Raw genomic sequence first — 25,992 nt, 5'->3', positions numbered from 1 at the left:
AATGAAATGAAAAATCTGATTGCACTTTTCAGGAGAAATAAACCTTAGCGTATTGAAAACAAAAAGGGATTGGCTTTTACACTATAAGGTTTGAGAGACTTCTTTAACATAATACGAGCCATATGAATTCTGGTCTTAACGGTTCCTATGGGTATACCTAAATAATCTGCTATTTCCTGATATTTATATCCTTCAAAGTACATCGTAAAAGGAACATAATAGTCTTCAGATAGTTTGCTTAAAGCCTCTTTTATGTCATCCATTACAAAGCTATTCTCACCACTGTTTTCAGTAGAACTATACATCAAATTGGAAGAGGAGATTTCTTCAGATTTAATAACAATACCATTGGTTCTTACTACTTTTCGATAATTGTTAATAAACGTATTCTTCATAATGGTATACAACCATCCTTTGAGATTGGTACCATCCTGAAATTTTTCATGATAGGTAATTGCTTTTAATATCGTGTCTTGCACTAAATCATCCGCATCTTGCTCATCACGGGTAAAATTTAAAGCATGTGCTTTTAACGTTAAGGCCTGTTGTGAAACCATTGATTCAAATTCATAATTAACCATTTCCGTACGATTTAATAGATGATACAAATAGACATTTCTTAATCTTTGTATGATCTTTAACGGTTAAGTATTCCTTTTTGATTTCCTGTTTCTACAAATCAGGTATTTAATTCATTAGAATATAGGTATTTATAACAACGTTCGGGGAAGAATAACACTATTGAATGAAAGGTAAAGGATTTATACTTGTGAGGGTGCATTTTTTAACACGACACGCGTCTGCGACAGGCTTTCTGGATAGTTATTCTTAATGAAGTTAATCATATTCTCTCTTACATAACAACGAAGATCAAAGGCATCTCCCGAATTACGGCAGCTCATTAAACAACGAATTTCCATAACATCGATCTTAAAATCGGTCACTTGCAAAACATCTACTTTGCCATCCCATAAGGGATTTTCTTTCAATAGCCGACTTAGCTCCTGTCTTAAATTGCCGACCGGAATCGTGAAGTCTGTATAAATGAATACAGTTCCCAATATTTCAGCCGTTGTTCGTGTCCAGTTTTGAAAGGGTGTTTCTATAAAGTATTGAATAGGAAGAATAAGCCGCCTCTTATCCCATATATTAACAACCACATAGGTAAGTGTTATTTCTTCAACTTTTCCCCATTCACCCTCAACAATCAAAACATCATCAATTCTCATTGGCTGAGTAAAGGCAATTTGAAAACCTGCCAAAAGATTTCCAAGGGATTTCTGAGCGGCAAAACCAATGATAATACCACCAACACCAACACCAGTTAACAGACCTGCACCAATCTTCCGCATACTTTCAAAACTCAAAAGAATAATGGCTATGGTGATAATAACAATGATTGCTACCAGCAGCTTTCTGATAAACTGGATCTGCGTTCTTAACTTTCTTTCCCTTAAATTATCGGCCTTCGTATAATCATGCCGATAATAAAGATAATCCTCAACAATTCGTATAGTACGTATTAGTATAACTGCAAAACAGACAGTTAATGCTATTTCGATGGCCTTTTGAAAAAATGTATGTGTTGCTGGCTCAATCTTCATTAAAGGCAATAATGCATTGAAAATAAGCAAGGGTATAAAGAAAGTAAAAGTTAAGCGAAAATGCTTAATAGAGGACCTTATAATAGAATAGCCTTGCTCTGTATTCGAATACTTCTTTATAATGGGTTCAAGAATACTTTTTATAAGAACACCTACCAATATGGAAAATACAATAATCGCTGTATTCCAAAGCAGATCTGGCGTTCTAACAGATAATTTAGTTAGATAATCAATCACAATTTTAATATTTGTTAGTCTTTAATCTATTCTACGGAAGGTCGTCTTCATTCATATCATTTTCTACATAGTCGATATTATCCTGCGCTCTATCTTGAATTTCTTCTGAAGGCTCTTCATAAGGATCGGCCGGACTCTCCGCTTCGTATCTTTTTTCAGTATTTTTAACAGACTTTTCATGTTGTTCTTCCCTTGATTCCGGGTTTTTAGGTAAGCGTATATCACGTCCATGTGATTCTTGTGGTTGTTTATTTTCTTTTGCCATGATAATCTTCATTTATTAAAAAAACAACAACAGCTTAACTGCTTTGTTTTTTCATTCCGGAAAAGCAAATCTTATTATCATGTTTATACAGCACCTTTTGCGATGGATGGAAGCAGGCAAGCAGATAGCATTTATCTGGGAACGGCTTTATTGAGTGAATAAAAAAGAAATTAAAACTTAAAACTTCATTCTCCCATACGTGTTCCTTTTTAAATAACAATAAACACAAATTTATGGAACAGAAAAAACAGGAATGGGATGATCAAGAAGAACGTAATATCAGCAATCAAGACATGAATGCAACAGAAAGTTTAAACAAAAGGGAGGATGAAACTGAACCATTTAATGAGGATGGTGAGAATGGACAAGAAAGTACAGCTAAGGGTAGAGAGTCCAATTTAAAGGATGCAGAACGTAATCGAGAAGATCTGAGCGATCGTGGAGAAGATGAAGGTTGACACGATGTTAAATTTATTTTTTTCTTTTGATAATATTTTTTAAACTTACGTGAAGATGTCTATACATGGAAAAAGATGCCAAAATCAGTCAAGATGGACCGAGTCATAAACCACAAACTGTAGAATTTGCTGGTTTACAACCTATATCTTTATTTTCACATCTACCAATAGCCTTCTACACATGTGATGCTGAGGGTTACATTACTTTTTTTAACCAAGCAGCTGTAGAGCTCTGGGGCCGAACTCCTGAAATTGGAGTAGATATGTGGTGCGGCTCAATGAAAAAATATTACCCCGACGGCACTTCCATGCCATTGGAAATTTGCCCGATGGCCATGTGTCTCCATTTGGGAGAAACTTATAAAGATGTAGAAATCATTATAGAACGTCCGGATCATAGCTTTCGCAATGTTTTAGTATACCCTCAACCTGTTTTTGATGTCAACAATAATATTATTGGTGCCAATAATACCTTGGTAGATATTACAAAACAAAAAAATGACGAGGCTATGCAATCCATGCTGGCCAATATCATTACTTCTTCAGATGACGCTATAGTCAGTAAAACTCTACAGGGAATAGTTACCAGCTGGAATGAATCAGCAACAAAAATGTTTGGATATGAACCTGAAGAAATCATTGGCAAATCCATTAAATTACTAATTCCCAAGAATAGATACAATGAAGAGGATGAGATTCTTGCAAGCATAAGCAGAGGAGAGCAGGTGCGTCATTATGAAACCGACCGGCTACGAAAAGACGGAAAGATCATCAAAATTTCGCTTACGATTTCTCCAATAAAAAATCGTGAAGGAGTGATAATCGGTGCTTCTAAAATTGCGCGCGATATCAGCGAACAGATTGCTTCAAGAAACAAAATAAAGAAATATACTAAGGAACTTGAGATTCTTAATCAACAGAAAGATGAGTTTATGGGCCTTGCCAGCCATGAGTTAAAAACACCTTTAACAAGTGCAAAAGCCTATATACAGCTTCTTGGGAAAGCTTTAGATGTTAGTCCCAGAGAAGAAGATCTTCTAAAACGCGCTTTGCAAAGCATTTCTCGTTTAGAGAACCTAATAAACGATCTATTGGATGTTTCTAAAATTAAGGCGGGAAAACTTCCTTATAATATGGAGCTTATCCACTTTAATGATATTATAAGAAGAAGCGTCAGAAATGTTCAATTCCTATCAAGTACTCATCAAATCATTGTTAAAGACACAGCTGATGTATTGCTATTGGGAGACCAAGTACGATTAGAACAGGTGGTGAATAATTTACTGACCAATGCGATAAAATACTCACCTGATGCTGATAAAGTGGAAGTTAAATCAGTAAAAGAAGGGAATAATCTAATAGTTTCAGTGAAAGATTATGGTATCGGAATTCCTGCAGAATTTTTGGAACGTCTTATTGAACGCTATTACCGGATAGATAACACCATGCGTTTTCCCGGACTGGGGGTTGGCTTATTTATCGCAACTGAGATTTTAAAACGTCACCAAGGGAAGTTGTTCATTGAGAGTGAAGTGAATCAAGGTTCAACTTTCAATTTTATTATACCTATTAACACCAAAGCTTAAATCCATAAACTTGCCTGGTTTTCATAATTTTCCTGTCTTTCAAGCATCATTTCGATGTATTCATTATAGTCTACTTCGTCATTAAAAGCTCGGTTTCTTTTATTACTATGATATTTTTTAGTTCCAAGAAATTTAAGAAGTTTAGGTTGAAATTTTTTATAGGCTATAACGAGGATAACAACCACAGCTGTAAGACTCGCCGCAATGGCTATTTTTTTCTTTTCTGATACTTCTGAATCCTTGATAGTTTGAACTCTCATAATTTAGGTTTTACAAGATTATAAATACCAAAGATTATGCCGTAGCAATTAACGGAGCGCTGAAAACATTATTTAAAGGCTTTAATGGTGTGTTTTCACGTATTTATTACAGAAAATACGGGTGAAAAACTCAGTGATGCACGTATTTATTGGACTAATCCGTTTAACACAGCATAGCGAATCAGTGCAGCCGTATTTCGAGAACCGGTTTTTTCTATCAAGCTTTGCCGATGGCCTTCAATTGTTCGTTTACTAAGGAACAATTTTTCGGACATTTCATGATTGGTCAAGCCTTCTGCAATTAAATTTAAAACTTCAATTTCACGGGAAGAAAAATCTATTGCATCTTCAAATACTGTTTGGTTAGATAAAGGAGAATGCATCAACCTTTCGAGCATTTTTATGGATAATTCTGAACATAAATACCTACCTCCGCCACTTACATGCTTTATAGCAAAAATTAATTCATCTGCACTTACACTCTTAAGCAGATATCCACAGGCTCCTTCGGAAAATGCTTGAGCCACATATTTTTCATTGTCAAGCATAGATAGAATAACCAATCGAATTTTAGGATAGTTTGCTTTCAGATTTTTAATCAGTTCAATCCCATCCATCACAGGCATATTAATATCTGCCAGCACCAGATCAATATGGTCCTCTTTTGCGATTATATTAAGAACCTTCTGGCCGTTTGTTGCTTCTCCTACAACTTTAATACCGCCCTCGGATTCTAATAAAGCTCTTATTCCGTTACGAACAATATTGTGGTCTTCTGCTAATATAATTTTTAACATCTTTCTTCTATATTTTGTAGTTCGTGCAACCCTCTTTAATATACCTATTCAGACAGGTAAATGTTTTTATTAAATACAATAGTTATAGTTGTACCACTGTCAGTTGTTTTAAAATCTATATTACCGTTTAAAAGGAATACCTGATTTTTAATTCCTCGTAGACCTGAGCCATTTCTTAAGGCATCTGCTAAATCAGTTGTAAAACCTTCTCCGTTGTCGGATACAACGATAGTTATTAAATCATTCCGCTGACGAACGGCTATTTCTGCTACTGTTGCGTGAGCATGCTTTATACAGTTATTTATTAATTCCTGTATAATTCGAAAGGCATACAACTGAATAGTTGGATGACTTTGATCGATATTTTTATTGATGTTAGCTTTGATTAAAAACTCCGGTGTACTTAAGCGAGTAGTCATTTCTTTGATACCCGCGTAGAAACCAAAGTCTTTAAGCACAGACGGGGTGAGTTCATAGGAAATCTCACGAGTTTCCCGTATAGCCTGATCTATTAGCTGATCTACATTTTCGAATTCCTTTTTATGCCTTTTATAATACTCCAGACTTTGTAAGTTTAACCGGATACCATACAGTACCTGACAAACACTATCATGAAGTGACCTGCTAATTCTGAAGCGCTCTCTTTCCTGTGCATCTAATGTTGCTGAAAGTATCGTTCTTTGTTGCTCTAATTTTAAATTTTCAGCTTCTCTTAGCAATCGCTTGCGCTCGGTAATATCCATGATAATACCAGCAAAAAATTTATTCTCTTCAGAAACAATTATTTGCTGACCTTTGGTTGCTATATCCTTTATAGTACCATTTTGTGTAATTACCCGAAATTCAAGATCCATTTCGGTGGAGTTATTCAAACAGTACATATAACTATTACTAACCTTTTGGTGATCTTCAGGATGAATTAATAAAAAGAATGATTTTAATGTTCCATTAAATTGCCAAGGGTCTAAATCTAATATTTTATGACTGTATTCATCCAGTACAATTCTACCGCTAGCATTCTTAATACTCCAGATTCCCATTGAGGAGGCTTTCAGAGCCATCTCTAGCCGTTCTTTTGTTTCATTTAACAATTGTTGAGCATTGCGGCTTTCAGTAATATCAATTACGGTTATATAATATTTAATAGTGGAAGTAGTAACATTCGGGATAATTGTTCCTTCTAACCGGACATATAAAACTCGCTGGTTAGCCAACATTAATTTAACCTCAGTGTTTATCTTCTCATTTGAATTTTGCATTTTATTCAAAAAGTCATAAAACTTTTCGAGATGCTGAGGGCAGACAAAGCTTTGAAACCGTTTATTTTTTAAAATAAACTTAGAAAGACCAAGAAAATTAATGCCTGTTTGATTAACCTCCTCTATCATCCCTAAATGATCTATAATAAAATAGCCTATCGGAGCAGAATCATATAAACTAGCAAACTTCTCACGCTCGGCATCAAGTGTATCATAGGAAACCTGGAGTTCACTATTCTGCATTTCTAGTTCAACCTGATAAACATTAAGCTTTTTTAAAAGTACAGAAATCTCCTCTTCTGATAAAATCCTGTTTATATTGCCAACCGCAGTGTGGTTATGTTCTTTATTTTCGGACTTCTTTAATAACATAGCCCTAATTTCCTCTGCTGAAATATTACGTTGTTTAGCCACTCCTGATTTTTAAAAACGATTGTTTTTATTCACAGGTAATGAACAATCTCCATGTAAGAATGTTTTATCGTAATAAGAAAACAGAATAAAACATGGAAAGATTGCTTTCTCCAATTTTATTCTGTTTTCTTCATCTTCAACCCTACAAGCCCCTTCCAATTGTATCCAATTGGTTGGTACTGTCTATTGAATCTTGCATAGAGCCCATACCGGTTGTATCCGCTGGCGGCACATTCATGTTATCATTATTATAAAGACTATCTGAATTATTCATTCCATCATCATTTTGACTTGTGCTATTGCATGCTTGTATACTGAAGGCAAAAGCAGCAATTACTGCACATAAGACTAATTTTTTCATTTTATTTAGTTTTAAATTAATAATAAATTAGTAACACGCATTGTATCAATAGGTTATATTAATATTCAAAAAGGGGTATTTACCACATGGATGAGTATAAAATACTGTACCATTTTTTATAAATACCTAATTTATTTAAAAAGAGAAACCAAACCCTTCTTTACAAGTTATTAAAGAACCAAATCTCATAATGAGGAATTAATATAATTTTATTTACAATGGAAGATCCAACTCCACCACAATACACAGGAAAACAATTAGACCTTCATGCTGAAACGTCATTTGATAATGATCAGGAATCAAAGGAATTCTTTAAAATCGTTAGAAAACGTTTATTAAGGTCTTTTGAATGGTATGATATTGCTAAAATACCAGCGGCTACTTTTGTTTTAACAGATGGTATCGGTCGAGAAATATTACGAGAAATGCGGGAAAACGATTTGATTCGCATTGATATACCCGGGCCGGGAAACTCATCAGGTAGTGGTTTTGATTGGGTCAAAGTTGAAGAAATAACAGAAGAAAAAAATGCCTTGCAAAATGAGGAGCTTTGCTCAATAACTTTGCGTCCGACTTCAAACCCAGAAGAGGATAATGATGAAATAGCGCATTTTTTTAAAAGTATGGCAACTTCTACATTATTAGTTAAACGGCAGAACCTACTTGTGAAGGCAGAATACCATGGCAGAAACGAGTTAATAAATGAAGATGCAAGCAAACTGACAAATAGACTTCGAAATATTATTGTGGGTTTAGCTGCTAAATTCGGATTATCTTTCTCTCAATGGAAGAGTTTGATTGAAGGTTTAGTAGATAGGACAAGGTAATAACTCCTACTTCGAAAAGCTACTTTTTATCTTATCGATAAGATTTGTTTTCTTCTTCCTATCTGTACCTATCAAATAGCCATAAGGCATTAGAGCAGGGATATTATCACAAATTATCTTAACGATACCAAGCAAAGGAATAGCCAATACCATTCCTGCAATACCCCAGATTAATTCTCCCAATACTAAAACCATAATCGTAAAAAGTGGATTAATATTTACCTGTTCACCAACTATTAATGGCTCCAATATATAAGTCTGAAGAAACTGAACAATTAAATATACTACAATAACACCAATAATCTGATCAGTTTGTCCGCCTTGCGCTATAACTGCAAGAACAGTAATAGATGTACCGGTTATGTTGCCTACAAAGGGAACAATTTCTAATATGCCACATAGAATTGCAAAGAACAATGCATTCTCTACACCTACAAGAGTGAATCCGATGCCATACATAATCCATAAAGCAAGGATCATAAGAGCTAATCCACTCAGATATTGTTGAGAAACCCGGGTAGATTGCTGAAGTACCTTCTTAGCCTTTTGTTCTTGATTAAAAGGTACAAGTTTTAATATAAATTTTTTAATACGGGAACGGTAGTATAAGAACAAGTAAATATATACTATTATCAATATCATATTAACTAAGGCATCAAGCATACCCGTTGCAAAACTAGCCAGCATACTTCCAGCTCCCTCAGAACTGCCTCCCTGTTCTTTGATGATTTCATCTTGTTGGTTTGAAGATATATCGAAACTCTCATTGATCCAATCTTTCAAATTTTGGAAGAGTGATATCAATCGTTGTTTCATACCATCTATATTGGTAGTTAAGTCATTAAGCTGCCAGGTAAGCAAAAAAACAATGGTACCAATTCCTAGTAGTAATAAAATTACTGCAATGAGGGCCGAAAGTGCTCGACTTATTCCTTTTTTCTCTAATTTATCACATAAACCGACAAACAGCATAGCGAGAATGCCTGCTAAAGTTAAAGGAATTAGAAATTCGCGAGAGACATATAATATAGTAACGCTTAAAGAAATAAATAACAATGCGTATACAGAATGTTGTAGTTTTCCCATCATAGTGCAGATTTCCATTATAAACAAAAAAGTATACAGAGTGTTGTATGAATGTATAATGTAATACACAATTAATTGAAATCATTGTGCCTTCATCCGTAATTGCGTCCTTTCATTATGATAGAAACAAGTCGAAACTAGAGATTCTTTTTGTCTCAGGAATGAAATATATCTATTCCGATGTACCTGTTAATATTTATGAAGAAATGAAAGCATCAAGGTCGAAGGGTATTTATTTTAATCGAAAAATAAAAGAAAAATATGTGTTTGAAAGAATATCGTGAAGGGGGATTAACTATTCTTCAACAATAGGTGTTAGTGATATATTTAATTATTTATGATCGAAACTCAGGAACAAAAGGATATCTCGAATGCCTTTTTCAAGGAGGCTCTTGAATTACTTAATAGCAGCGAGTCTGATTTTATGTTGGGCGGTGCTTTTGCCATGTTTAATTATACGGGAATTTTTAGAAACACTAAAGATTTAGATATTTTCTGTAAATCAAACGAGTTTCCTAAAATACTCAAGCACTTTGCAAAACATGGTTATAAAACCGAGGTAACCGATGTAAGGTGGCTGGCCAAAATATTTAAGGGAGATTACTTTATTGATATTATATTCGATACTGTTAATAATATCTGTACGGTAGATGATACCTGGTATGAACGGGCCTCTATTGGAGAGTTTATTGGTATTCCTGTCAAATTTATACCCCCAGAAGAATTGATCTGGTGTAAAATTTATGTGCAAAACCGGGAAAGGAATGATAATGCAGATATTAATCATACGCTGTTAAAGTATGGGAAACACCTGGATTGGCATCTCCTATTAAGAAGATTAGATCAACACTGGCATCTTTTACTGTCCCAGATATTAACCTTCCAATTTGTGTACCCAGCAGATTACAGAGAAATTATTCCGAAGTGGTTATTTGATGAACTCATGCGCCGTGCGAATGAACAATATGATTTACCACCACCCGTAGAAAAGGTTTGCAGAGGTCCTCTCATTGATCAAACTCAATATGAAATTGATATTAAAGAGTGGAATTATAAAAGTTCTACAATAACAACAATTTAATTATGGCTAAAACCAAAATAAAAATAGCGGCTGTTGGAGATCTTCATACCAGGGTTAATGATAAAGGAAGATGGACAGCTCATTTTGCAGAGATTTCGAAGAAAGCTGATGTTCTATTGATATGCGGTGATTTAACCGATTCGGGTGATGAGGAAGAAGCACAGGTATTGGCTGAAGAATTGAAAGCGTGTAGCATTCCTGTTCTTGCGGTTCTTGGAAATCACGACTTTGAAAAAGGGAGACAGAAACTTATCAGACAAATTCTTCAAGAAAATAATGTAACGATCTTAGAAGGGGAATCTGTTGTTATAGAGAATATTGGCTTTGCTGGTGTTAAGGGGTTTGGAGGAGGCTTTGATAATCACATGCTATCTATGTTTGGTGAAGATGCAATGAAAGCCTTTGTGCAGGAAGCGGTAGATGAGTCTTTACAACTTGACCGTGCACTAGCAAGATTGGAACAAGAGTTTCCTGATATTATCAAGGTCGTACTATTGCACTATTCACCAATTAAAGAAACTGTTATTGGAGAACCTGAGCAAATCTATCCGTTTCTAGGGTCATCGAGACTGGTTGAACCACTGCATCGAAGAAAGGTATTTGCAGCTTTTCATGGTCATGCGCATGCTGGAAAATTTCAAGGAGCAACTTCTGGCGGAGTTAAGGTGTTCAATGTTGCCCTACCTGTATTAAACGCAGTCAATACAAATCTTCCTTTTTACATACTCGAAGTATAATTAAATTAGTGCAATATTTTATATACCAGTTCTTTTAACAAAGGGCCTATATCGTTATTTGCTGTATCAACACCCTTTGATTTCAGGTCATACTCACGCAAAAGACTGATAACTTGAAAAGTTTTCCATTTGTTATAGTTACGACCGGCAACCAGGTATTCTTCTACAAAGAAGGTATTTACTCCAATTAGTTTGGCAATGCCTGCCTTGCTTTTATCATCAGCATAATGGCATTTCAATATTTTTATAAAGTAGGTTCCTAAAGCACCAAATACTAAAGGTACAGGATTGGAACGTGGGTTTGCCGTAAAGTAATCAACAATCTGGTTTGCTTTAAGTACATCTTTGTAGGCTAATGCTTTGTTTAGCTCAAACACATTGAAGTCTTTTGAAATCCCAATGTTATTTTGAATGTCCTCGTTATTTATTTCACGTTCTTGCGGAACATTTAAAAAGATTTTATCCAGTTCATTGACCAATTTTGACAAATCCGTACCCAGGTATTCGGCCATTAAGGAAGCAGCCGCAGGATGGATCTTACGTCCGGCACTCTGTGTATAATCTGTAATCCAACTGGCTACCTTATTATCATAAATCTTGTTTGATTCGAGGACAACACCTTTGCTATCCATTAACTTATAGCTTTTCTTCCGCTTATCAAACTTTGCATATTTATAGCATAGCACTAAAATGGTACTATGCAGCGGGTTTTCCAGATAGGCCTGTAGTATTTCAGCACTGTCTCTATTCCACTCTAAATTTTGTGCTTCTTTAACCAGAACCACCTGCTTCTCTGCCATCATCGGATAACGTTTGGCATTATTGACGATGGTTATAAAATCTGTTTCCTTCCCATAAAGAATCGTTTGATTAAAACCCTTTTCTGCTTCTGAAAGGGCGTTTTTTTCAATATAATTACTTACAGCATCGATATAATAGGACTCTTCGCCGTGCAAAAGATAAATGGGGCTGAATTTTCGGTTTTTTAAATCGGTTATTAGCTGTTGAAAAGTCATATGGGTCAATAATCGAATGTTGATTTCTTATGTATGGAATCTTTCAAAATTAAGCATATTTTTGAAAGATGTTTAAAGGAACTCCGTTAAATCTACCACCGTACCCTTTTCAACTTCAAAAGAGGGATGAGAAAATTTATATTTTTGATGAACTACGGAAAAAGTACCTTCTTGTTACTCCGGAAGAGTGGGTTCGCCAACATTGGATACAGCATTTAATTAATCAAAAAGGAGTTCCAAAGGGACTAATCCAATCAGAAGGAGGGCTCAAGTTAAATGACCTACAAAAAAGAACGGATCTTGTGGTATTTGATACTACAGGAGAACGTGTTTTGATCGCAGAATTTAAAGCTCCTGAGATTAAAATAACACAATCTGTATTTGACCAAATTGCGCGCTATAATTTTGTTTATAAAATCCCTCTATTATTAGTAAGCAATGGCTTAACCCATTATTACTGCAAGGTTGATTTCGAAAATAAAACCTATCAGTTCATCGAAGATTTACCACTCTTAACAAAGGTTTAGCTTATTCTATCTTGGTTGGTGAAAGCTCTTATTAAAAAAGGTTCTTAAAGAATTCTGAAATACTTTCAAATATATCCTTTTTGGCTGCACCTTTATCCGAGCTAACATCTGCAGGTTGAGAAGTAAAAGCTGGTAACCATGATTTATTTGAACCCCATTCGAGATTAGCTTCCGGCCCCATCTGAATTGTGATTTTACCTCCATGGATAAGATCTTTATGAGAAAAGTAGCTCTTTTTATAGATCAAGCCATTTAACTTAACAGATTGAACATATTTATTTACAGCACTATTGTTAATTACTTCAATCTCTAATTTTGCACCATCTTTTAATTGCAATGTAGCTGCGTCTACTAAAGGGCTCCCAATCATATACTCGCCACCAACAGGATTAGCAGGATAAAGTCCTATGGCATTCCAAACTATCCAAGCATTGGTCTGCGCAGAACTTAACTTGTCGGCATAGCCATTTACCCCATCCCGATAGTTGGCATTAAACAACTGACGTACCAAAACTTGAGTTTCCCAGGGCTTACCTTGAAGGCTTGATTTAAAAGTAGTATCTCTTGGCAGATTAAAGGTTTGTTGAAAATCGCTAAGCCTTCCTAATTTCTTTGCCACAGCTCCTATGCTCCAATCGTAAAAGGCATATTGTTTAGCAAACTTGAGGGTATCTCTTCTTTGTAAGACACTTTTTCTCATAGCTTCATAAGCTTTTTCTGCATTTAATCCTGGCCAATCTTTCAGTATTGCATCACTCAATACGGGTATAGATGGAAATATAGCAACTGTATCAACTTCTGATGTACCTAGATCCCAGACAGGCAACGATCCGTTTTCATCATAGAAGGCCAAAATGCTATTTAACATTGCCGTATAACGCGTTGGCTGAATAATGGTAAACAATGGATTTAACGCACTGTAAGTATCCTCTAAATTAAAAGATGTGTATCGCATCTCCCCATTAGCCATCCGTATTGTATCACCTTGCGCATTCTTATATTCGCCATCTACGTCTGAATACAAAGTTGGAGCAAGTGAGGTATGATATAAAGCCGTATAGAAAATATGCTTTAATGGTAAATCATTGCTTGTTATTTTTATCTTTTCGAGTTCTCTTTCCCACTTTGTATCTGCTTGATTTTTTATTGCATTGAAATTCCATTCAGGTATCTCATTTAAGGCAAGCAAAGCTTTGTCTGTGCTAGTCATAGAAAGTGCTACCTTTAGTTCAATAGTTTTAGGCATCTCGGTATGATCAAAGGTTAGCTGAGAAACAACACCCTCTCCTTCTTCATTTGATTTGAGACCGATACTTATGTCGCCTACTTCTATATTTATTTCGCTTTTTAAGTAAACCTCTTTTACGGGTTCAGAAGTTTTTGCTGCAAAATAAACTCTTTGGTTATTAGACCAACCTTTAGAATATCGGTAACCTACAATTGTTGAATCATTCACCTTTTCAATGAATGTTTCTGTTGGTAAATCGAGTCCTTGATGAAAAGCAAGATCGAAACGGATTGTAGGATTGGCCTGAGCAGGAAAAGTATAACGATGATAGCCAACACGCTCTGTTGCGGTTAACTCTACCTGAATTCCATTATCTAATTTAACTGCATAATAGCCTGGTGAAGCTTGTTCATTTTGATGAGAAAAACTTGCTGCTTTAAAAATGGTATCCTGATCTTTTAATGGATTTAGCAATGGCATTACAGAAATATCGAGCCACTCGCTGATATTAGAACCGCTTAAATGCATGTGACTAAATCCTGCGATCTCAGTATTACTGTAAAGATAGCCACTCGGTGAAGTTGTAGTTTGTCCGTTATCGGGACTTAACTGGACCATCCCAAAAGGTACCATTGCACCGGGGAAAGTATAGCCCTGACCATCGGTTCCAATAAGCGGATTAACATAAGATGTCAGTTTTTCCTGAGCAAGAGAGCTATTAAAAACAAAAAGGCTTATTATAAAATAGAGGAGTGTATATCTCAAAACAAATTTATTTTATCTATTACAATTAAAACAAAACGCTAAAAAAAAGAATTCCGTACTTATTAGATCTCTAAAAGTACGGAATTCTTTAAAAAAGATAAGCTGTGTATCTCTCTGTAATTGTCTTATGCTATTGCATCGGAACAAAGTTCATAGACACTGAATTCACACAATGACGTGTATTCTTATCTGTAAAATGCTCTCCAACAAAGACATGACCTAAGTGACCTCCACATTTTGCACATACAATTTCAGTACGCACACCATCTGCATCAGGTATATGTTTTACTGCACCTGCAATTTCATCATCAAAACTCGGCCATCCGCATTCGCTTTCAAATTTATCTTCAGATCTATATAAGGGTGCATTACACTGTTTACATGTATATGTTCCTTTTGCTTTATTTTCTAATAAGTCACCTGTAAAAGGGCGTTCTGTACCCTTTTGAAGAATTACATACTTTTCTTCAGCTGTTAATGTATTGTACTTGGTAGTATCCATTTTCGTTGTATTATATGTTGTTAAACTTTTATTAGTTTCTTCCTGTGGAGCAACCTTGGCATTTGTATAGCCACATGCACTTATAATAATGAGGAAACTTATGCCTGCTAAACTTAATTGAATTAAACGTTTCATTTATTTCTTGAGTATATTGCGAATTTCGTTCTATTAACAATCTTACAATCAATAAGACATATAACAATATACGAAAAATGCCTGACGTTATTTTTCATCAGGCATTTTTTATTGTAAAAATATTGTAACTATTTTACAAGTTTGCTTAATTCTTCAGCCATTGCTTTTCCAATTTCTGCAGGAGATTCAACAACACGAATACCACACTCACGCATGATTTTCATTTTTGCTGCTGCTGTATCATCAGCACCTCCGACAATTGCCCCAGCATGCCCCATACGACGACCAGCAGGAGCTGTTTGTCCGGCAATAAATCCTACAACTGGTTTTGTTCCATTTGCCTGAATCCATTTAGCAGCTTCAGCTTCCATTCCACCACCAATTTCACCGATCATAATGATACCTTCGGTTTCAGGATCGTTCATAAGCAATTCTACAGCTTCTTTTGTAGTAGTACCAATGATTGGGTCGCCACCAATTCCGATAGCCGTACTGATACCTAAACCAGCTTTTACGGTTTGATCAACCGCTTCATATGTTAAAGTTCCAGATTTTGAAACTACACCAACCTTTCCTTTTCTAAATATAAAGCCTGGCATAATACCAATCTTAGCTTCATCTGCAGTTATAACTCCTGGACAATTTGGTCCGATTAGACGAGAATTTTTATCACTTAGGTACGATTTTACTTGAATCATATCTTTCGTTGGGATGCCCTCTGTAATACAAACGATTACTGCTATACCTGCACTTGCAGCTTCCATAATTGCATCGGCAGCAAAAGCAGGGGGAACAAATATAATGGATACATTGGCTCCGGTTTTCTCAACAGCATCTTGAACAGTATTGAATACAGGTCGATCTAAATGTGTTTGACCACCCTTTCCAGGTGTTACACCACCCACAACCTGAGTTCCATACTCAATCATTTGTGATGCATGATAGGTGCCTTCGTTCCCGGTAAATCCTTGAACGATAACTTTTGAATCTTTGTTTACAAGTACACTCATGGGCTATTTTTTTGTTTTGCAAAAGTAATGAATAGCAGAGAGAGTATCAAATATAATCTAAAGGATTATCAGCTAGTAAGAAAACTAACTAAATACCAACTGAGTGGAATTGAAGATCATATAGACGTTTATAATAACCATTCATTTTCAATAGTTCCTGGTGGCTTCCAATCTCTTTTATCTCACCTTTATCAAGTACGATTATTTTATCAGCCTTTTGGATGGTTGAAAGCCGATGAGCAATTACGATTGCACTTCGGTTTTGCATTAATTTCTCGATTGCTTTTTGAATTAGTTCTTCCGTTTCAGTGTCAACGGAAGAGGTTGCTTCATCCAGAACAAGAATTTTGGGGTCATGCACCAAAGCTCTGATAAAAGAGATCATCTGGGCTTGTCCGGAAGAAAGGGTCGCTCCTCTTTCCTGCACCTGATAATTATATTTGTCAGGCAATTGATCAATAAAGACATCAGCACCAACTGATTTAGCAGCTGCCTCTATCTGCTCATCTGTAATCGCTGTATCCAATAAATTAATGTTATTGGTAATGCTATCAGAAAATAGAAATACATCTTGATGAACTACTGCAATACTTTTACGCAGATAATTTAAATCGAACTTGCGAACATCCATCCCATCGATCTTTATGACTCCTCGGTTAATTTCATAAAACCTGCTCAAAAGATTAATGATAGAGGATTTACCTGCACCGGTAGCACCCACGAGTGCCAAAGTTTGACCGGCTTCGAGTGTAAAAGAAATATCTTTTAACACCCAGTTTTCATCATCGTAAGCAAACCAGACATTTTCAAAAGTTACCTTACCCTCTAACTTTACAGGCTTCGCTGTACCCTCGTTAACAGTTTTCTCGTCGGTATCCAATACAGAAAATATTCGTTCAGCACCAATTATGCCCATTTGCAAAGTGTTAAACTTATCGACCAATTCTCGTAAAGGCCTAAATATCATATTAATATACATTATAAAGGCAACTACTACTCCCAAAGTAGTATGGCCCTCTAATGCTGATCTACTACCATACCAAACCACAAGTCCCAAAGCAAGGGCCATGATAATTTCTATAACGGGATAAAAGATAGAGAAATACCAGTTAGAGCGTATATGTGCATTTCGGTGTTGCGCATTAATTCCTATAAACTTATTATACTCCTGCTTTTCTCTGGCAAAATACTGGATAACACTAATTCCTGAAATATGCTCTTGAAGAAAGGTGTTTAAACGAGAGACCCAGGTGCGTACATCTTGAAAAGAGGACCTCATTGCTCTTTTGAAAAAGTAAGTGGCAATTAACATAACCGGCATCAATGAAAGCACAATTAACGTTAAACGCCAATCTGTATAGAACATAACGCCCATGATCACTACTAACTGCAGAATATCTCCGACAATCTGAATAATTCCCTGGGAGAAAATATCGGAAATGGTTTCCAAATCAGAAACAGTTCGGGTAATAAGGCGGCCAAGAGGTGTTCTGTCAAAATACTTTAAACGCAAGTGACTAATATGATCGAAAACATTGCTTCGTAAATCACGGATTACAGATTGACCTAAAATGTTTGTGTATAAAGTTTGAAAATACCGAACCATGGTATCTAATACCAAAAAGGCTAACATCAATAAAGCCATCATCCCTAAGCCACTGGTATCGCCTTTTAAAATATAATTATCCAATGTATACTCAATCAGCACAGGCATTAGCGGAGCTGTTGCAGCCATCGTTACAGTTAGGATAACTGACCATAGAAAAGCGCTACGATAGGGCTTCACATAAACCAATATCCGTTTCAGTAATTTTATATCGTATGAGCTATCGCTTGGTTTATCTTGACTCATTTTTCAAAAGTTAAATCAGGATATACTACTTGACTTAAATATAAGCCACACGCTGGGACAGATGTTCCTGCCTCGGAGCGATCTTTACTTCCTATCGTTGAACGAATCGACTCGATTGTATTCCTTCCATTACCAATTTCAATTAATGTACCTACAATAGCACGAACCATATTTCTCAGAAAACGATTAGCAGAAATATTAAACACTAAGCGCTCATCATTGATCCAACTCCATTCAGCTTGATAAATCTCACAGTTATTAGTCATGACCTGAGTGTGTGATTTACTAAAGCAACTAAAGTCTCGGTATTCCATCATAATTTTTGCAGCTTCATTCATTTTAATGAGATCCGGCTTGTCTTTTAATTGCCAAGACAAATCTTGAAGAAAAGGGTTCTTTTCAAAATGTATATAATATTCATAGCTTCTAGATAGAGCCGTGAAACGGGCATGGGAATCATTGGACACGGGGATTATTCTTTTAACTGCGATATCATCGGGAAGAACCGCATTTAAACTCTTTATAATGGTTTTTGACTGTTTTTCTACATCTGTCTTTGGACAGTCAAAATGTGCATAAAGCTGTTTGGCATGAACTCCTGTATCTGTACGTCCACAACCAAGTGTTTTTATCTCTTGTCGCAGAATCATACTTAATGCCTCATCTACCACTGATTGAACTGTAATAGCATTCTTTTGGATTTGCCAGCCATGATAGCCGGTTCCATTAAAAATTAACTCGATAAAATATCTTTGATTTGCATTTCCCACTAAAGCAAAGATAAGGAATTAGGGGATTTATGTATATTTGTTAAAAATTAAAATAGAATGATTCAGAGAATTCAAACAGTTTGGTTGCTACTTGCCAGCATAACGCTTTTTTTATTATTCTTATTTCCATACTTACAGTATTTCGATAATTTCGGGACAGCGATGAGTATAAAAGTCACCGGAATCTATCAAGGTGTTTCAGAAGGCGTTGTACAAGTCAAATCATTTATTCTACAAACCATCGTAACCGTAATATTAGGTTTAGTACCACTTGTAACTATCTTTTATTACAAAAACCGAAAGAAGCAGCTTCAAACAATCTATCTGAATATTTTTCTTGTAATTCTTTTAGCTGTTTGGTTTTATGTATCTTCCAACAATGCAGTAATAGAGCTAAACAAAAATTTAGTATTAGAGAATATCGGGATTGGAGCGCTTTTGGCACCATTAGATATTGTCTTCCTTTTTTTAGCAGCAAAAGGCATACGAAATGATGAAAAACTCATCAAATCTGTGGACCGTCTGCGCGGATAAACTGACAGACAACAAATAAAATAAAAATAACTAATTAATAATAATTACAAAAAATAGTCTTATCTTTGCGCCGCCTTAGGCAATTAGGCCTATCGTATTTATTACATCATGAACCCATTTATTGAACTGGGGATCCGTCATGATATTGTTAATGCCTTAACAGAATTAGGTTTTGAAAAACCTACTCCCATTCAGGAACAGTCCGTTCCCGTTTTACTTGCAGGCAGCAACGACTTTGTCGGATTAGCCCAAACCGGTACCGGAAAAACAGCAGCCTTTGGCCTGCCTTTATTAGAATTACTCGACTTTTCAGAAAAACACCCACAGGCCTTAATTTTGTGTCCAACACGTGAATTGTGTCTTCAGATATCTAACGATATTAAGAAATACGCAAAGAATCTGAACAATGTTAATGTTGTATCCGTTTACGGTGGTGCAAGCATTAGCGATCAACTACGTCAAATTCGTCGTGGTGTGCAAATTGTTGTTGCAACTCCAGGAAGAATGCTTGACATCCTTGGCCGTAATGCCATTGATTTCTCGCATGTAAAATACGTTGTGTTGGATGAAGCCGATGAAATGTTAAATATGGGCTTCCAAGAGGATATCAACAATATCCTGTCTACCACACCAGACACAAAGAAAACTTGGTTATTTTCTGCAACCATGCCACGTGAAGTGCGCAAAATAGCAAAACAGTATATGACTGACCCCGTGGAATTAACCATGGGTACTGAAAATACTGGAAATGCAAACATCGATCACGAATACTATGTTGTCCGCGCATCTGATAAATTTGCAACATTTAAACGTATTGTTGATTTCACTCCCGGAATATTTGGGATTGTTTTTTGCCGTACAAAAATTGAAACACAAGATATCGCTGAAGCCTTAATTAAAGATGGTTACAATGCCAATGCTTTACATGGTGATTTATCGCAACAACAACGTGATAAAGTAATGAAGCAATATCGTGATAAAAGCATTCAATTGTTAATCGCAACAGACGTAGCCTCACGTGGAATTGATGTTAAGGACGTAACTCACGTTATTAACTATTCTCTACCCGATGAACTTGAAAGCTATACTCACCGTAGTGGGCGTACAGCTCGTGCAGGGAAGTCTGGAGTTTCTATTTCTATCATTAACCTGAAAGAATTAGGTAAAATTCGTCAGATAGAACGCACATTGGGCAAAAAGTTTGTAAAAGCTGTTGTTCCTAGCGGTTTTGATGTTGTTGAAAAACAGTTATTCGGAATGATTAACAAATTGCATAGCGTTACAGTAAATGAGGAACAAATTGCTCCTTATATGCCACGTATCATGCAAGAATTTGGTGAATTAAGCAAGGAAGAACTAATAAAGAAATTTGCTTCTGTTGAGTTCAATCGCTTTTTAGAGTACTATAAAAACTCGAAAGACTTAAACGTAGATACTAATAACATTGTTAACGAACGTAATGGAAGACCTGAGCGTTCAAGACGTGATGAAACTGAAGCTGGATATACAAGATTATTTATTAATGTTGGTTCAGTTGATGAATTTAACCGAGGTGACCTTTTAGGCTTTATTTGCAACAACACGCAAATTAGTGGAAAATCTATCGGAAAGATCGATTTAAAAGGTGTTTTCTCTTTCTTTGAAGTAGAAAATGATCTGGTTGAAAAAGTATATACCGGCTTTAAAACGGTAGAGTTCAACGGTCGTGAAGTTCGTATAGAAAATGCAGGAGCCAGACAAAGAGAATCTGGTGGCAGAAGCGGTAACCGTAACCGTAGCAGCAGCTCAAACCATTCACGACCTCGTACTGGAGGAAGCAATGGTAATTATAGGGGTGGTGCTGGTTCAAGCGATAGCAGCAGCCGTCGCCCACGTGAAAAACAAGATTCAGGATTTCGCGACTTCTCGGGAAGAAGCAGAAGCGAATCTAAAAAACGTTGGTAAGCTAAATATATATATAATAAAGAAGGGATCTCAAATTGAGATCCCTTCTTTATTATATATATAAAATGTATTAATAACCAGCTGCTGCATCATCACCCCGAGGATCGGCACCTGCTGTTAACTCTCCCGATGGAGAAACAAGAATTGCGTCTACTCTTCCAATAGCACTCCGATCAACAATAGAATACCCCTTAGCCTTTAATTTATTGCGCAACTCTGAATTGAACGATTCTCTTTCAGCGGCAATTTCATCTGGAAACCATTGATGATGAAAACGCGGCCGGGTAACAGCTTCCTGCATATCCATATCCCAATCAATAACATTCAATATTGTTTGAAAAACTGAAGTAATAATCGTGGCTCCTCCCGGTGATCCAAGAACCATAAAAAGCTTCCCGTTTCTCTCTAAAATAGTTGGCGTCATTGAACTCAACATTCGCTTCCCTGGTTCAATGCTATTGGCAACACCTCCAATTAAACCGTACATATTTGGAGAACCCGGTTTTACAGAGAAATCATCCATTTCATTGTTCAACAAAAATCCTGCACCATTCACAACAACCAAGGAACCATAAGAACCGTTTAATGTTGTTGTTATTGAAACAGCATTTCCTTCTCTATCAACGATTGAGAAATGGGTTGTTTCTTCACTTTCTATATTGCTGCCTGCGTCTCCTGCTTTAATAGAACTACTTGGTGTTGCATAATCAAAATTCATATCACTCATACGAATTGCATTATACTTGGGGTTCAATAGCGCATTTTGAGGTACTTGATAAAAATCCGGATCGCCTAAATGGGTAGAACGATCGGCATAAACTCTTCGCTCTGCTTCAACCATTACCTGAACAGAGGAATCGCTCTGAAATCCCCATTTCTTTAACGGGAATTCTTCCACACTGTGCAGTAATTGAATTAATGCTATGCCTCCACTAGAAGGGGGAGGCATTGAAATAACTTTATAATCACGATAAGATCCTAATACAGGGGTTCGCCATTTCGCTTCATAGTTCTTTAAATCTTCTAAACTAATTATTCCATTACCACGCTTCATTTCAGCAACTAACTTTGCAGCTACTTCTCCGTCGTAAAAGCCTGCACGACCCTTATCTCGAATCAATTCAAGTGTAGTGGCAAGATCTTGCTGGATTAAAATATCTCCAGCTTTCCAAGATGTCTTACTTGTAAAAGAAACTCCCTGAGGGTTATACTCTAAGAAAACTCCAATTTTTGAATTGAGCTCGCTTGCCTGAGCAGCAGTAATTGGAAACCCATTCTTTGCCAAATCAATAGCCGGTTGTATCAGTACTTTCCAGTCTAACTTACCATATCTTGCATGTGCCTTTACCATTCCATCTACAGAACCCGGCACACCTGATGCCAATCGCCCTTGCAGTGAAAGATCGTTTATTGGCTGTCCGTACATATCAAGATACATATTCTGGCTTGCTTCTAAAGGAGCAGTTTCTCTAAAATCTAAACTTGTCGCTTCACCCTTTGCAGAACGATATACCATAAAACCTCCTCCTCCAATATTTCCTGCACCAGGATATACAACGGCTAAAGCAAATTGTACAGCAACAGCTGCATCAATAGCGTTCCCTCCCTTTTTTAAAATCTGCACTCCAACTTCGGAGGCAATTGGATGCGCTGATACAACTAAACCGTTTTTATAATTTATGGATGGTTCTTCAGATAAAGGTTCAACCGAAGCATTTTCCAACTTCTTAAAAAGAGAACAAGACGTACTCGTAAATATCAAGGAAATCAGAATTGTTGATTTAATAAAGGATATAGACCGAAAATGCTTCATATTATGATAATAAATCTGACAGGAGTTTAATTTCTAATAGGGCGGAGTGTTTTTCATATAAAATAGAATAAACCGCCCGACAAATAGGAAGATCTACTTTGTGTTTTTTATTAATTTGATGAATACATTTACTAGCATAGTAACCTTCTGCAATCATATTCATCTCTAATTGCGCTGATTTCACAGTATAACCTTTGGCTACCATGTTTCCAAAAGTTCGATTTCTACTAAATTGAGAATATGAGGTAACTAATAAATCTCCTAAATAAGCAGATTCTTTAATATCTCGTTGAATTGGATGAACTACAGAAAGAAAACGAGCCATTTCGCGGATAGCATTCGATATCAGAACAGCTTGAAAGTTATCTCCATATCCTATTCCATGGCAGATACCACTTGCTACCGCGTAAATATTCTTTAAAACAGCTCCATATTCTGTTCCGTATATATCGTCAGAGATATTCGTCTTAATATAATTGGTATTTAAATAGGAAGCCACAAACTCTGCTACCTCAAGTGACTGAGAGGCAATTGTCAGAAAGGATAACTTTTCTTGGGAAACCTCCTCTGCATGACAAGGACCACTTATTACAGCAATTTCATTTACAGACACATTATAATTAACCTGCAGAAATTCTCCAACAATCTGATTATCTTCAGGAACAATCCCTTTGATTGCAGAAATAATAATCTTATCCACTAATTGTTCGTTTGTAATTCCTGTGAGAGCATCCCTTAAAAAAGCCGCCGGAACACACAATATAACGATATCAGAATTCTTTAAAATATAATGAATATCTGTACTGATATTATCTGGTTCCAAGTTCAGCTTTACAGCACTTAAATAATTGGGGTTGCGGTGGTCTTTTTGGATAATTCGAATAGTTTCCTCATTCCTCATCCACCAAAATATCTTTTTGGGTAAAATATTATCATTTAGCATTTTAATGATTGCAGTTGCCCAACTTCCACCTCCAATAACTGCAATCCTTCGCTTTTCCGTTTCCATACAAATTCAATTAAAAAACTAAGTTATATTATTCCTCAATCCGACTACTAAAAAAGTTAAAATAGGGTACCTTTGAGAATATAGGTTGCTACCGAGAAATAAATAATTAATCCAGTAACGTCTACTAAAGTTGCAACAAATGGAGTTGATGATGTTGCCGGATCTGCTCCAAACCTTCTAAGAATAAAAGGCAGCATCGAACCCATTAATGAACCCCAAGTTACGATTCCTAATAATGATAGTCCCACTACAAGAGCAATTAAATTCCAATGCTCCCCTAAATCTCCAAATGCTACATGTTGAACATATAACCTTAAATAGCCTAAGACACCTAAAATTACTCCGAGTAATAACCCTGACAGTATCTCTCTTTTCATTACCCGCCACCAATCTACCAATGAAACTTCACCCAATGCCATTGCCTGTATAATTAGTGTAGAAGCCTGAGAACCGCTATTCCCCCCACTCGACATAATTAGTGGGATAAAGATTGCCAAAATTAAGGCTCCAGCTAACTGAGCCTCAAAATGACCCATTACAGAAGCAGTAAACAATTGACCTAAAAATAACAGAACCAACCAGCCAGCTCGCTTCCTGACAAGGTTAATAATGGACATGTCCATATAAGGTTCATCTAATGCTTCAGTACCCCCGATACGTTGCATATCTTCGGTATATTCTTCATTGGCGACCCATAGAATATCGTCAACAGTTACAATACCCAGCATAATCTGTTGATCATCGGTTACTGGCAAAGCAACTCGATTGTTCATTCGGAAAATATTGATGGCCTCCTCTTGGGGATCATTAGCCTTAAGAGAAATCAAACGATTATCCATTAGATCTCTAATTAGAATATCTGGTTTAACCAATAGAATCTCTCGAATTCTAATATCATCTAAGAGTATTCCATTACTATCAATTACATAGAGTACATCAATCGTTTCGGAATTTTTACCATATTTTCTAATATGATCCAAAACTCTCCCAACACTCCAATGCTCCTTTACAGTAATATAATCAGGTGTCATTAGCCTTCCAACACTTTCTTCGGGATAACCTAATAAAGAAAGAGCCTCCTTTCTATCTGCCGGAGGAAGCAGAATAATCATCTTTTTTACGGCATCTCCGTGCAATTCACTAAAAAAAGATGTTCTATCATCTGGAGGTAACTCATTAATTAATTCTGCAAGCTTAGGTCCTGATAATTTTTTAACAATTCTTTCTTGAGTAGGAAAATCAAGAATTCTAAAAACATTGACGGCACGATTAATACTTAACGTTGAAATAAATGTGTCAGCGTACTCGGGAAGTTCATCGATTAAACCCTCTACGTCAGAAATGTTTAGATTATCTAAATACTCATTAAGCTTAACAGGGTCTCCTTCGGCAATCAACAATTCGATTTGATCTGTCAACACTTTCATTTCATCCATACGAAGTAATTTTGGGCTTTACATAAAATATGATGGGACAATTACAAAAGTCGGTTTTTTATAATAGAAGAACGAAAAATGAGTAGATTTTTTTCGCAATAATAGGCAACAAAAAAGGCCAATATGCATTACACAATTGGCCTCTTTCTTAATAATTTTCCTGTAGTTAAACTTTAATTTCTACTTCAACACCGCTAGGTAATTCAAGTTTCATTAAAGCATCAACAGTTTTAGAATTTGAACTATAAATATCTAATAAACGTTTGTATGCACATAATTGAAATTGCTCACGCGCTTTCTTATTTACGTGTGGAGAACGCAAAACTGTATAGATCTTTTTCTCCGTTGGCAATGGAATAGGTCCACTAACAACCGCTCCTGTAGGTTTTACAGTTTTTACAATTTTTTCGGCCGATTTATCAACTAAGTTGTAATCGTACGATTTTAATTTAATTCTAATTCTTTGGCTCATTTTATTA

General features: G+C 36.0%; 27 protein-coding genes. 9 read left to right on the top strand and 18 right to left on the bottom strand.

The genetic code is table 11. The features are described 5' to 3' along the window. Positions 1-44 precede the first annotated feature (44 nt). The 3 genes from VL047_RS01940 to VL047_RS01930 form a co-directional block, all read right to left on the bottom strand. A complete protein-coding gene (locus VL047_RS01940; protein ID WP_325357967.1) occupies positions 45-581 on the bottom strand; it encodes an RNA polymerase sigma factor in 537 nt (178 codons plus the stop codon). A 180-nt stretch (positions 582-761) separates the two neighbouring features. After that, entirely contained in the window at positions 762-1,841 is a 1,080-nt protein-coding gene (locus tag VL047_RS01935) for a mechanosensitive ion channel family protein (RefSeq protein ID WP_325357965.1), read from the bottom strand. Positions 1,842-1,872: 31 nt separating this feature from the next. Continuing rightward, positions 1,873-2,106: a hypothetical protein gene (locus VL047_RS01930; RefSeq protein ID WP_325357963.1), complete on the bottom strand. Its 234-nt coding sequence runs from the start codon at positions 2,104-2,106 to the stop codon at positions 1,873-1,875. 233 nt (positions 2,107-2,339) lie between these two features. On the opposite strand from VL047_RS01930, the gene VL047_RS01925 reads away from it, so the two are divergent. Beyond that, positions 2,340-2,564 carry a hypothetical protein gene (locus VL047_RS01925; RefSeq protein ID WP_325357961.1) on the top strand — a complete coding sequence of 75 codons (225 nt, stop codon included), beginning with the start codon at positions 2,340-2,342 and terminating at the stop codon, positions 2,562-2,564. 65 nt (positions 2,565-2,629) lie between these two features. Then, positions 2,630-4,150, top strand: a complete 1,521-nt coding sequence (locus tag VL047_RS01920) for a PAS domain S-box protein (RefSeq protein WP_325357959.1) — start codon at positions 2,630-2,632, stop codon at positions 4,148-4,150. On the opposite strand, the gene VL047_RS01915 is transcribed toward VL047_RS01920, so the two are convergent. The 4 genes from VL047_RS01915 to VL047_RS01900 all read right to left on the bottom strand — a co-directional run bounded on the left by VL047_RS01915 (position 4,147) and on the right by VL047_RS01900 (position 7,241). Then, complete coding sequence (locus VL047_RS01915; protein WP_325357957.1) at positions 4,147-4,410, bottom strand: hypothetical protein; 264 nt, start codon at positions 4,408-4,410, stop codon at positions 4,147-4,149. The two genes, VL047_RS01920 and VL047_RS01915, sit on opposite strands and share 4 nt — an antisense overlap. Positions 4,411-4,556: 146 nt before the next feature. Continuing rightward, a complete protein-coding gene (locus VL047_RS01910; RefSeq protein WP_325357955.1) occupies positions 4,557-5,207 on the bottom strand; it encodes a response regulator transcription factor in 651 nt (216 codons plus the stop codon). A 44-nt stretch (positions 5,208-5,251) separates the two neighbouring features. Continuing rightward, positions 5,252-6,880 carry a PAS domain S-box protein gene (locus tag VL047_RS01905; RefSeq protein WP_325357953.1) on the bottom strand — a complete coding sequence of 543 codons (1,629 nt, stop codon included), beginning with the start codon at positions 6,878-6,880 and terminating at the stop codon, positions 5,252-5,254. A gap of 142 nt (positions 6,881-7,022) precedes the next feature. Further along, the gene (locus VL047_RS01900) at positions 7,023-7,241 is read right to left on the bottom strand and encodes a hypothetical protein (RefSeq protein WP_325357951.1); all 219 of its coding nucleotides are present in this window, start codon (positions 7,239-7,241) and stop codon (positions 7,023-7,025) included. A 218-nt stretch (positions 7,242-7,459) separates the two neighbouring features. Between VL047_RS01900 and VL047_RS01895 the strand changes: the two genes are divergently transcribed. Continuing rightward, positions 7,460-8,068, top strand: a complete 609-nt coding sequence (locus VL047_RS01895) for a hypothetical protein (protein WP_325357949.1) — start codon at positions 7,460-7,462, stop codon at positions 8,066-8,068. A gap of 6 nt (positions 8,069-8,074) precedes the next feature. On the opposite strand, the gene VL047_RS01890 is transcribed toward VL047_RS01895, so the two are convergent. After that, positions 8,075-9,157, bottom strand: coding sequence for an AI-2E family transporter (locus tag VL047_RS01890; protein ID WP_325357947.1), 1,083 nt, complete (start codon positions 9,155-9,157; stop codon positions 8,075-8,077). A gap of 83 nt (positions 9,158-9,240) precedes the next feature. Between VL047_RS01890 and VL047_RS01885 the strand changes: the two genes are divergently transcribed. The 3 genes from VL047_RS01885 to VL047_RS01875 are packed head-to-tail and all read left to right on the top strand — an operon-like array spanning position 9,241 to position 10,972. Next, the gene (locus VL047_RS01885) at positions 9,241-9,438 is read left to right on the top strand and encodes a KTSC domain-containing protein (RefSeq protein WP_325357945.1); all 198 of its coding nucleotides are present in this window, start codon (positions 9,241-9,243) and stop codon (positions 9,436-9,438) included. 53 nt (positions 9,439-9,491) lie between these two features. Then, entirely contained in the window at positions 9,492-10,235 is a 744-nt protein-coding gene (locus VL047_RS01880; protein WP_325357943.1) for a nucleotidyltransferase, read from the top strand. Between the two features lie 2 nt (positions 10,236-10,237). After that, the gene (locus VL047_RS01875) at positions 10,238-10,972 is read left to right on the top strand and encodes a metallophosphoesterase family protein (protein WP_325357941.1); all 735 of its coding nucleotides are present in this window, start codon (positions 10,238-10,240) and stop codon (positions 10,970-10,972) included. A gap of 5 nt (positions 10,973-10,977) precedes the next feature. Here VL047_RS01875 and holA read toward each other — a convergent pair whose 3' ends face one another. Continuing rightward, positions 10,978-11,988 carry a DNA polymerase III subunit delta gene (gene holA, locus VL047_RS01870; RefSeq protein WP_325357939.1) on the bottom strand — a complete coding sequence of 337 codons (1,011 nt, stop codon included), beginning with the start codon at positions 11,986-11,988 and terminating at the stop codon, positions 10,978-10,980. Between the two features lie 68 nt (positions 11,989-12,056). Here holA and VL047_RS01865 point away from each other — a divergent pair, with 68 nt between their 5' ends. Beyond that, positions 12,057-12,515 (top strand): type I restriction enzyme HsdR N-terminal domain-containing protein, encoded by a 459-nt coding sequence (locus VL047_RS01865; RefSeq protein WP_325357937.1) that lies wholly within the window; start codon positions 12,057-12,059, stop codon positions 12,513-12,515. Between the two features lie 31 nt (positions 12,516-12,546). On the opposite strand, the gene VL047_RS01860 is transcribed toward VL047_RS01865, so the two are convergent. From VL047_RS01860 to truA, 5 genes are all read right to left on the bottom strand, one after another. After that, on the bottom strand, positions 12,547-14,508 hold the full coding sequence (locus tag VL047_RS01860) for a GH92 family glycosyl hydrolase (RefSeq protein ID WP_325357935.1): 1,962 nt from the start codon (positions 14,506-14,508) through the stop codon (positions 12,547-12,549). 130 nt (positions 14,509-14,638) lie between these two features. Next, positions 14,639-15,145 (bottom strand): methionine-R-sulfoxide reductase, encoded by a 507-nt coding sequence (locus VL047_RS01855; protein ID WP_325357933.1) that lies wholly within the window; start codon positions 15,143-15,145, stop codon positions 14,639-14,641. Between the two features lie 128 nt (positions 15,146-15,273). Then, positions 15,274-16,155, bottom strand: a complete 882-nt coding sequence (gene sucD, locus VL047_RS01850) for a succinate--CoA ligase subunit alpha (protein ID WP_325357931.1) — start codon at positions 16,153-16,155, stop codon at positions 15,274-15,276. Positions 16,156-16,243: 88 nt separating this feature from the next. Further along, on the bottom strand, positions 16,244-18,007 hold the full coding sequence (locus tag VL047_RS01845) for an ABC transporter ATP-binding protein (protein ID WP_325357929.1): 1,764 nt from the start codon (positions 18,005-18,007) through the stop codon (positions 16,244-16,246). Next, a complete protein-coding gene (gene truA, locus VL047_RS01840; RefSeq protein ID WP_325357927.1) occupies positions 18,004-18,777 on the bottom strand; it encodes a tRNA pseudouridine(38-40) synthase TruA in 774 nt (257 codons plus the stop codon). The genes VL047_RS01845 and truA overlap by 4 nt, the downstream gene beginning before the upstream one ends. Before the next feature lie 57 nt (positions 18,778-18,834). On the opposite strand from truA, the gene VL047_RS01835 reads away from it, so the two are divergent. Next, a complete protein-coding gene (locus VL047_RS01835) occupies positions 18,835-19,311 on the top strand; it encodes a DUF4293 domain-containing protein (protein ID WP_325357925.1) in 477 nt (158 codons plus the stop codon). A gap of 108 nt (positions 19,312-19,419) precedes the next feature. Next, positions 19,420-21,255, top strand: coding sequence for a DEAD/DEAH box helicase (locus VL047_RS01830; protein ID WP_325357923.1), 1,836 nt, complete (start codon positions 19,420-19,422; stop codon positions 21,253-21,255). A gap of 70 nt (positions 21,256-21,325) precedes the next feature. Here the strand turns inward: VL047_RS01830 and ggt are convergent, their stop codons facing one another. From ggt to rpsJ, 4 genes are all read right to left on the bottom strand, one after another. Further along, a complete protein-coding gene (ggt, locus tag VL047_RS01825; protein ID WP_325357921.1) occupies positions 21,326-23,068 on the bottom strand; it encodes a gamma-glutamyltransferase in 1,743 nt (580 codons plus the stop codon). Between the two features lies 1 nt (position 23,069). Further along, positions 23,070-24,077 carry an NAD(P)H-dependent glycerol-3-phosphate dehydrogenase gene (locus tag VL047_RS01820; protein WP_325357919.1) on the bottom strand — a complete coding sequence of 336 codons (1,008 nt, stop codon included), beginning with the start codon at positions 24,075-24,077 and terminating at the stop codon, positions 23,070-23,072. Positions 24,078-24,133: 56 nt separating this feature from the next. Continuing rightward, positions 24,134-25,513 carry a magnesium transporter gene (mgtE, locus tag VL047_RS01815; protein ID WP_325357917.1) on the bottom strand — a complete coding sequence of 460 codons (1,380 nt, stop codon included), beginning with the start codon at positions 25,511-25,513 and terminating at the stop codon, positions 24,134-24,136. Positions 25,514-25,679: 166 nt separating this feature from the next. After that, a complete protein-coding gene (gene rpsJ / locus VL047_RS01810) occupies positions 25,680-25,985 on the bottom strand; it encodes a 30S ribosomal protein S10 (RefSeq protein ID WP_002993539.1) in 306 nt (101 codons plus the stop codon). Positions 25,986-25,992 lie beyond the last annotated feature (7 nt).

The sequence above is a fragment of the Albibacterium sp. genome (assembly GCF_035514885.1).
In the GTDB taxonomy this organism is placed as follows: Bacteria; Bacteroidota; Bacteroidia; order Sphingobacteriales; family Sphingobacteriaceae; genus Albibacterium.
Note: the sequence above shows the minus strand (reverse complement) of the source record. Positions and strands in the feature narration are given on the sequence as shown.

What these genes read in the sequence shown, in the direction of transcription:
- VL047_RS01940 (WP_325357967.1), bottom strand. Translation starts at nt 581, where the DNA reads ATGGTTAATTATGAATTTGAATCAATGGTTTCACAACAGGCCTTAACG.
- VL047_RS01930 (WP_325357963.1), bottom strand. Translation starts at nt 2,106, where the DNA reads ATGGCAAAAGAAAATAAACAACCACAAGAATCACATGGACGTGATATA.
- VL047_RS01925 (WP_325357961.1), top strand. Translation starts at nt 2,340, where the DNA reads ATGGAACAGAAAAAACAGGAATGGGATGATCAAGAAGAACGTAATATC.
- VL047_RS01920 (WP_325357959.1), top strand. Translation starts at nt 2,630, where the DNA reads ATGGAAAAAGATGCCAAAATCAGTCAAGATGGACCGAGTCATAAACCA.
- VL047_RS01915 (WP_325357957.1), bottom strand. Translation starts at nt 4,410, where the DNA reads ATGAGAGTTCAAACTATCAAGGATTCAGAAGTATCAGAAAAGAAAAAA.
- VL047_RS01910 (WP_325357955.1), bottom strand. Translation starts at nt 5,207, where the DNA reads ATGTTAAAAATTATATTAGCAGAAGACCACAATATTGTTCGTAACGGA.
- VL047_RS01900 (WP_325357951.1), bottom strand. Translation starts at nt 7,241, where the DNA reads ATGAAAAAATTAGTCTTATGTGCAGTAATTGCTGCTTTTGCCTTCAGT.
- VL047_RS01895 (WP_325357949.1), top strand. Translation starts at nt 7,460, where the DNA reads ATGGAAGATCCAACTCCACCACAATACACAGGAAAACAATTAGACCTT.
- VL047_RS01890 (WP_325357947.1), bottom strand. Translation starts at nt 9,157, where the DNA reads ATGATGGGAAAACTACAACATTCTGTATACGCATTGTTATTTATTTCT.
- VL047_RS01880 (WP_325357943.1), top strand. Translation starts at nt 9,492, where the DNA reads ATGATCGAAACTCAGGAACAAAAGGATATCTCGAATGCCTTTTTCAAG.
- VL047_RS01875 (WP_325357941.1), top strand. Translation starts at nt 10,238, where the DNA reads ATGGCTAAAACCAAAATAAAAATAGCGGCTGTTGGAGATCTTCATACC.
- holA (WP_325357939.1), bottom strand. Translation starts at nt 11,988, where the DNA reads ATGACTTTTCAACAGCTAATAACCGATTTAAAAAACCGAAAATTCAGC.
- VL047_RS01865 (WP_325357937.1), top strand. Translation starts at nt 12,057, where the DNA reads ATGTTTAAAGGAACTCCGTTAAATCTACCACCGTACCCTTTTCAACTT.
- VL047_RS01855 (WP_325357933.1), bottom strand. Translation starts at nt 15,145, where the DNA reads ATGAAACGTTTAATTCAATTAAGTTTAGCAGGCATAAGTTTCCTCATT.
- sucD (WP_325357931.1), bottom strand. Translation starts at nt 16,155, where the DNA reads ATGAGTGTACTTGTAAACAAAGATTCAAAAGTTATCGTTCAAGGATTT.
- VL047_RS01845 (WP_325357929.1), bottom strand. Translation starts at nt 18,007, where the DNA reads ATGAGTCAAGATAAACCAAGCGATAGCTCATACGATATAAAATTACTG.
- VL047_RS01835 (WP_325357925.1), top strand. Translation starts at nt 18,835, where the DNA reads ATGATTCAGAGAATTCAAACAGTTTGGTTGCTACTTGCCAGCATAACG.
- VL047_RS01830 (WP_325357923.1), top strand. Translation starts at nt 19,420, where the DNA reads ATGAACCCATTTATTGAACTGGGGATCCGTCATGATATTGTTAATGCC.
- ggt (WP_325357921.1), bottom strand. Translation starts at nt 23,068, where the DNA reads ATGAAGCATTTTCGGTCTATATCCTTTATTAAATCAACAATTCTGATT.
- VL047_RS01820 (WP_325357919.1), bottom strand. Translation starts at nt 24,077, where the DNA reads ATGGAAACGGAAAAGCGAAGGATTGCAGTTATTGGAGGTGGAAGTTGG.
- mgtE (WP_325357917.1), bottom strand. Translation starts at nt 25,513, where the DNA reads ATGGATGAAATGAAAGTGTTGACAGATCAAATCGAATTGTTGATTGCC.
- rpsJ (WP_002993539.1), bottom strand. Translation starts at nt 25,985, where the DNA reads ATGAGCCAAAGAATTAGAATTAAATTAAAATCGTACGATTACAACTTA.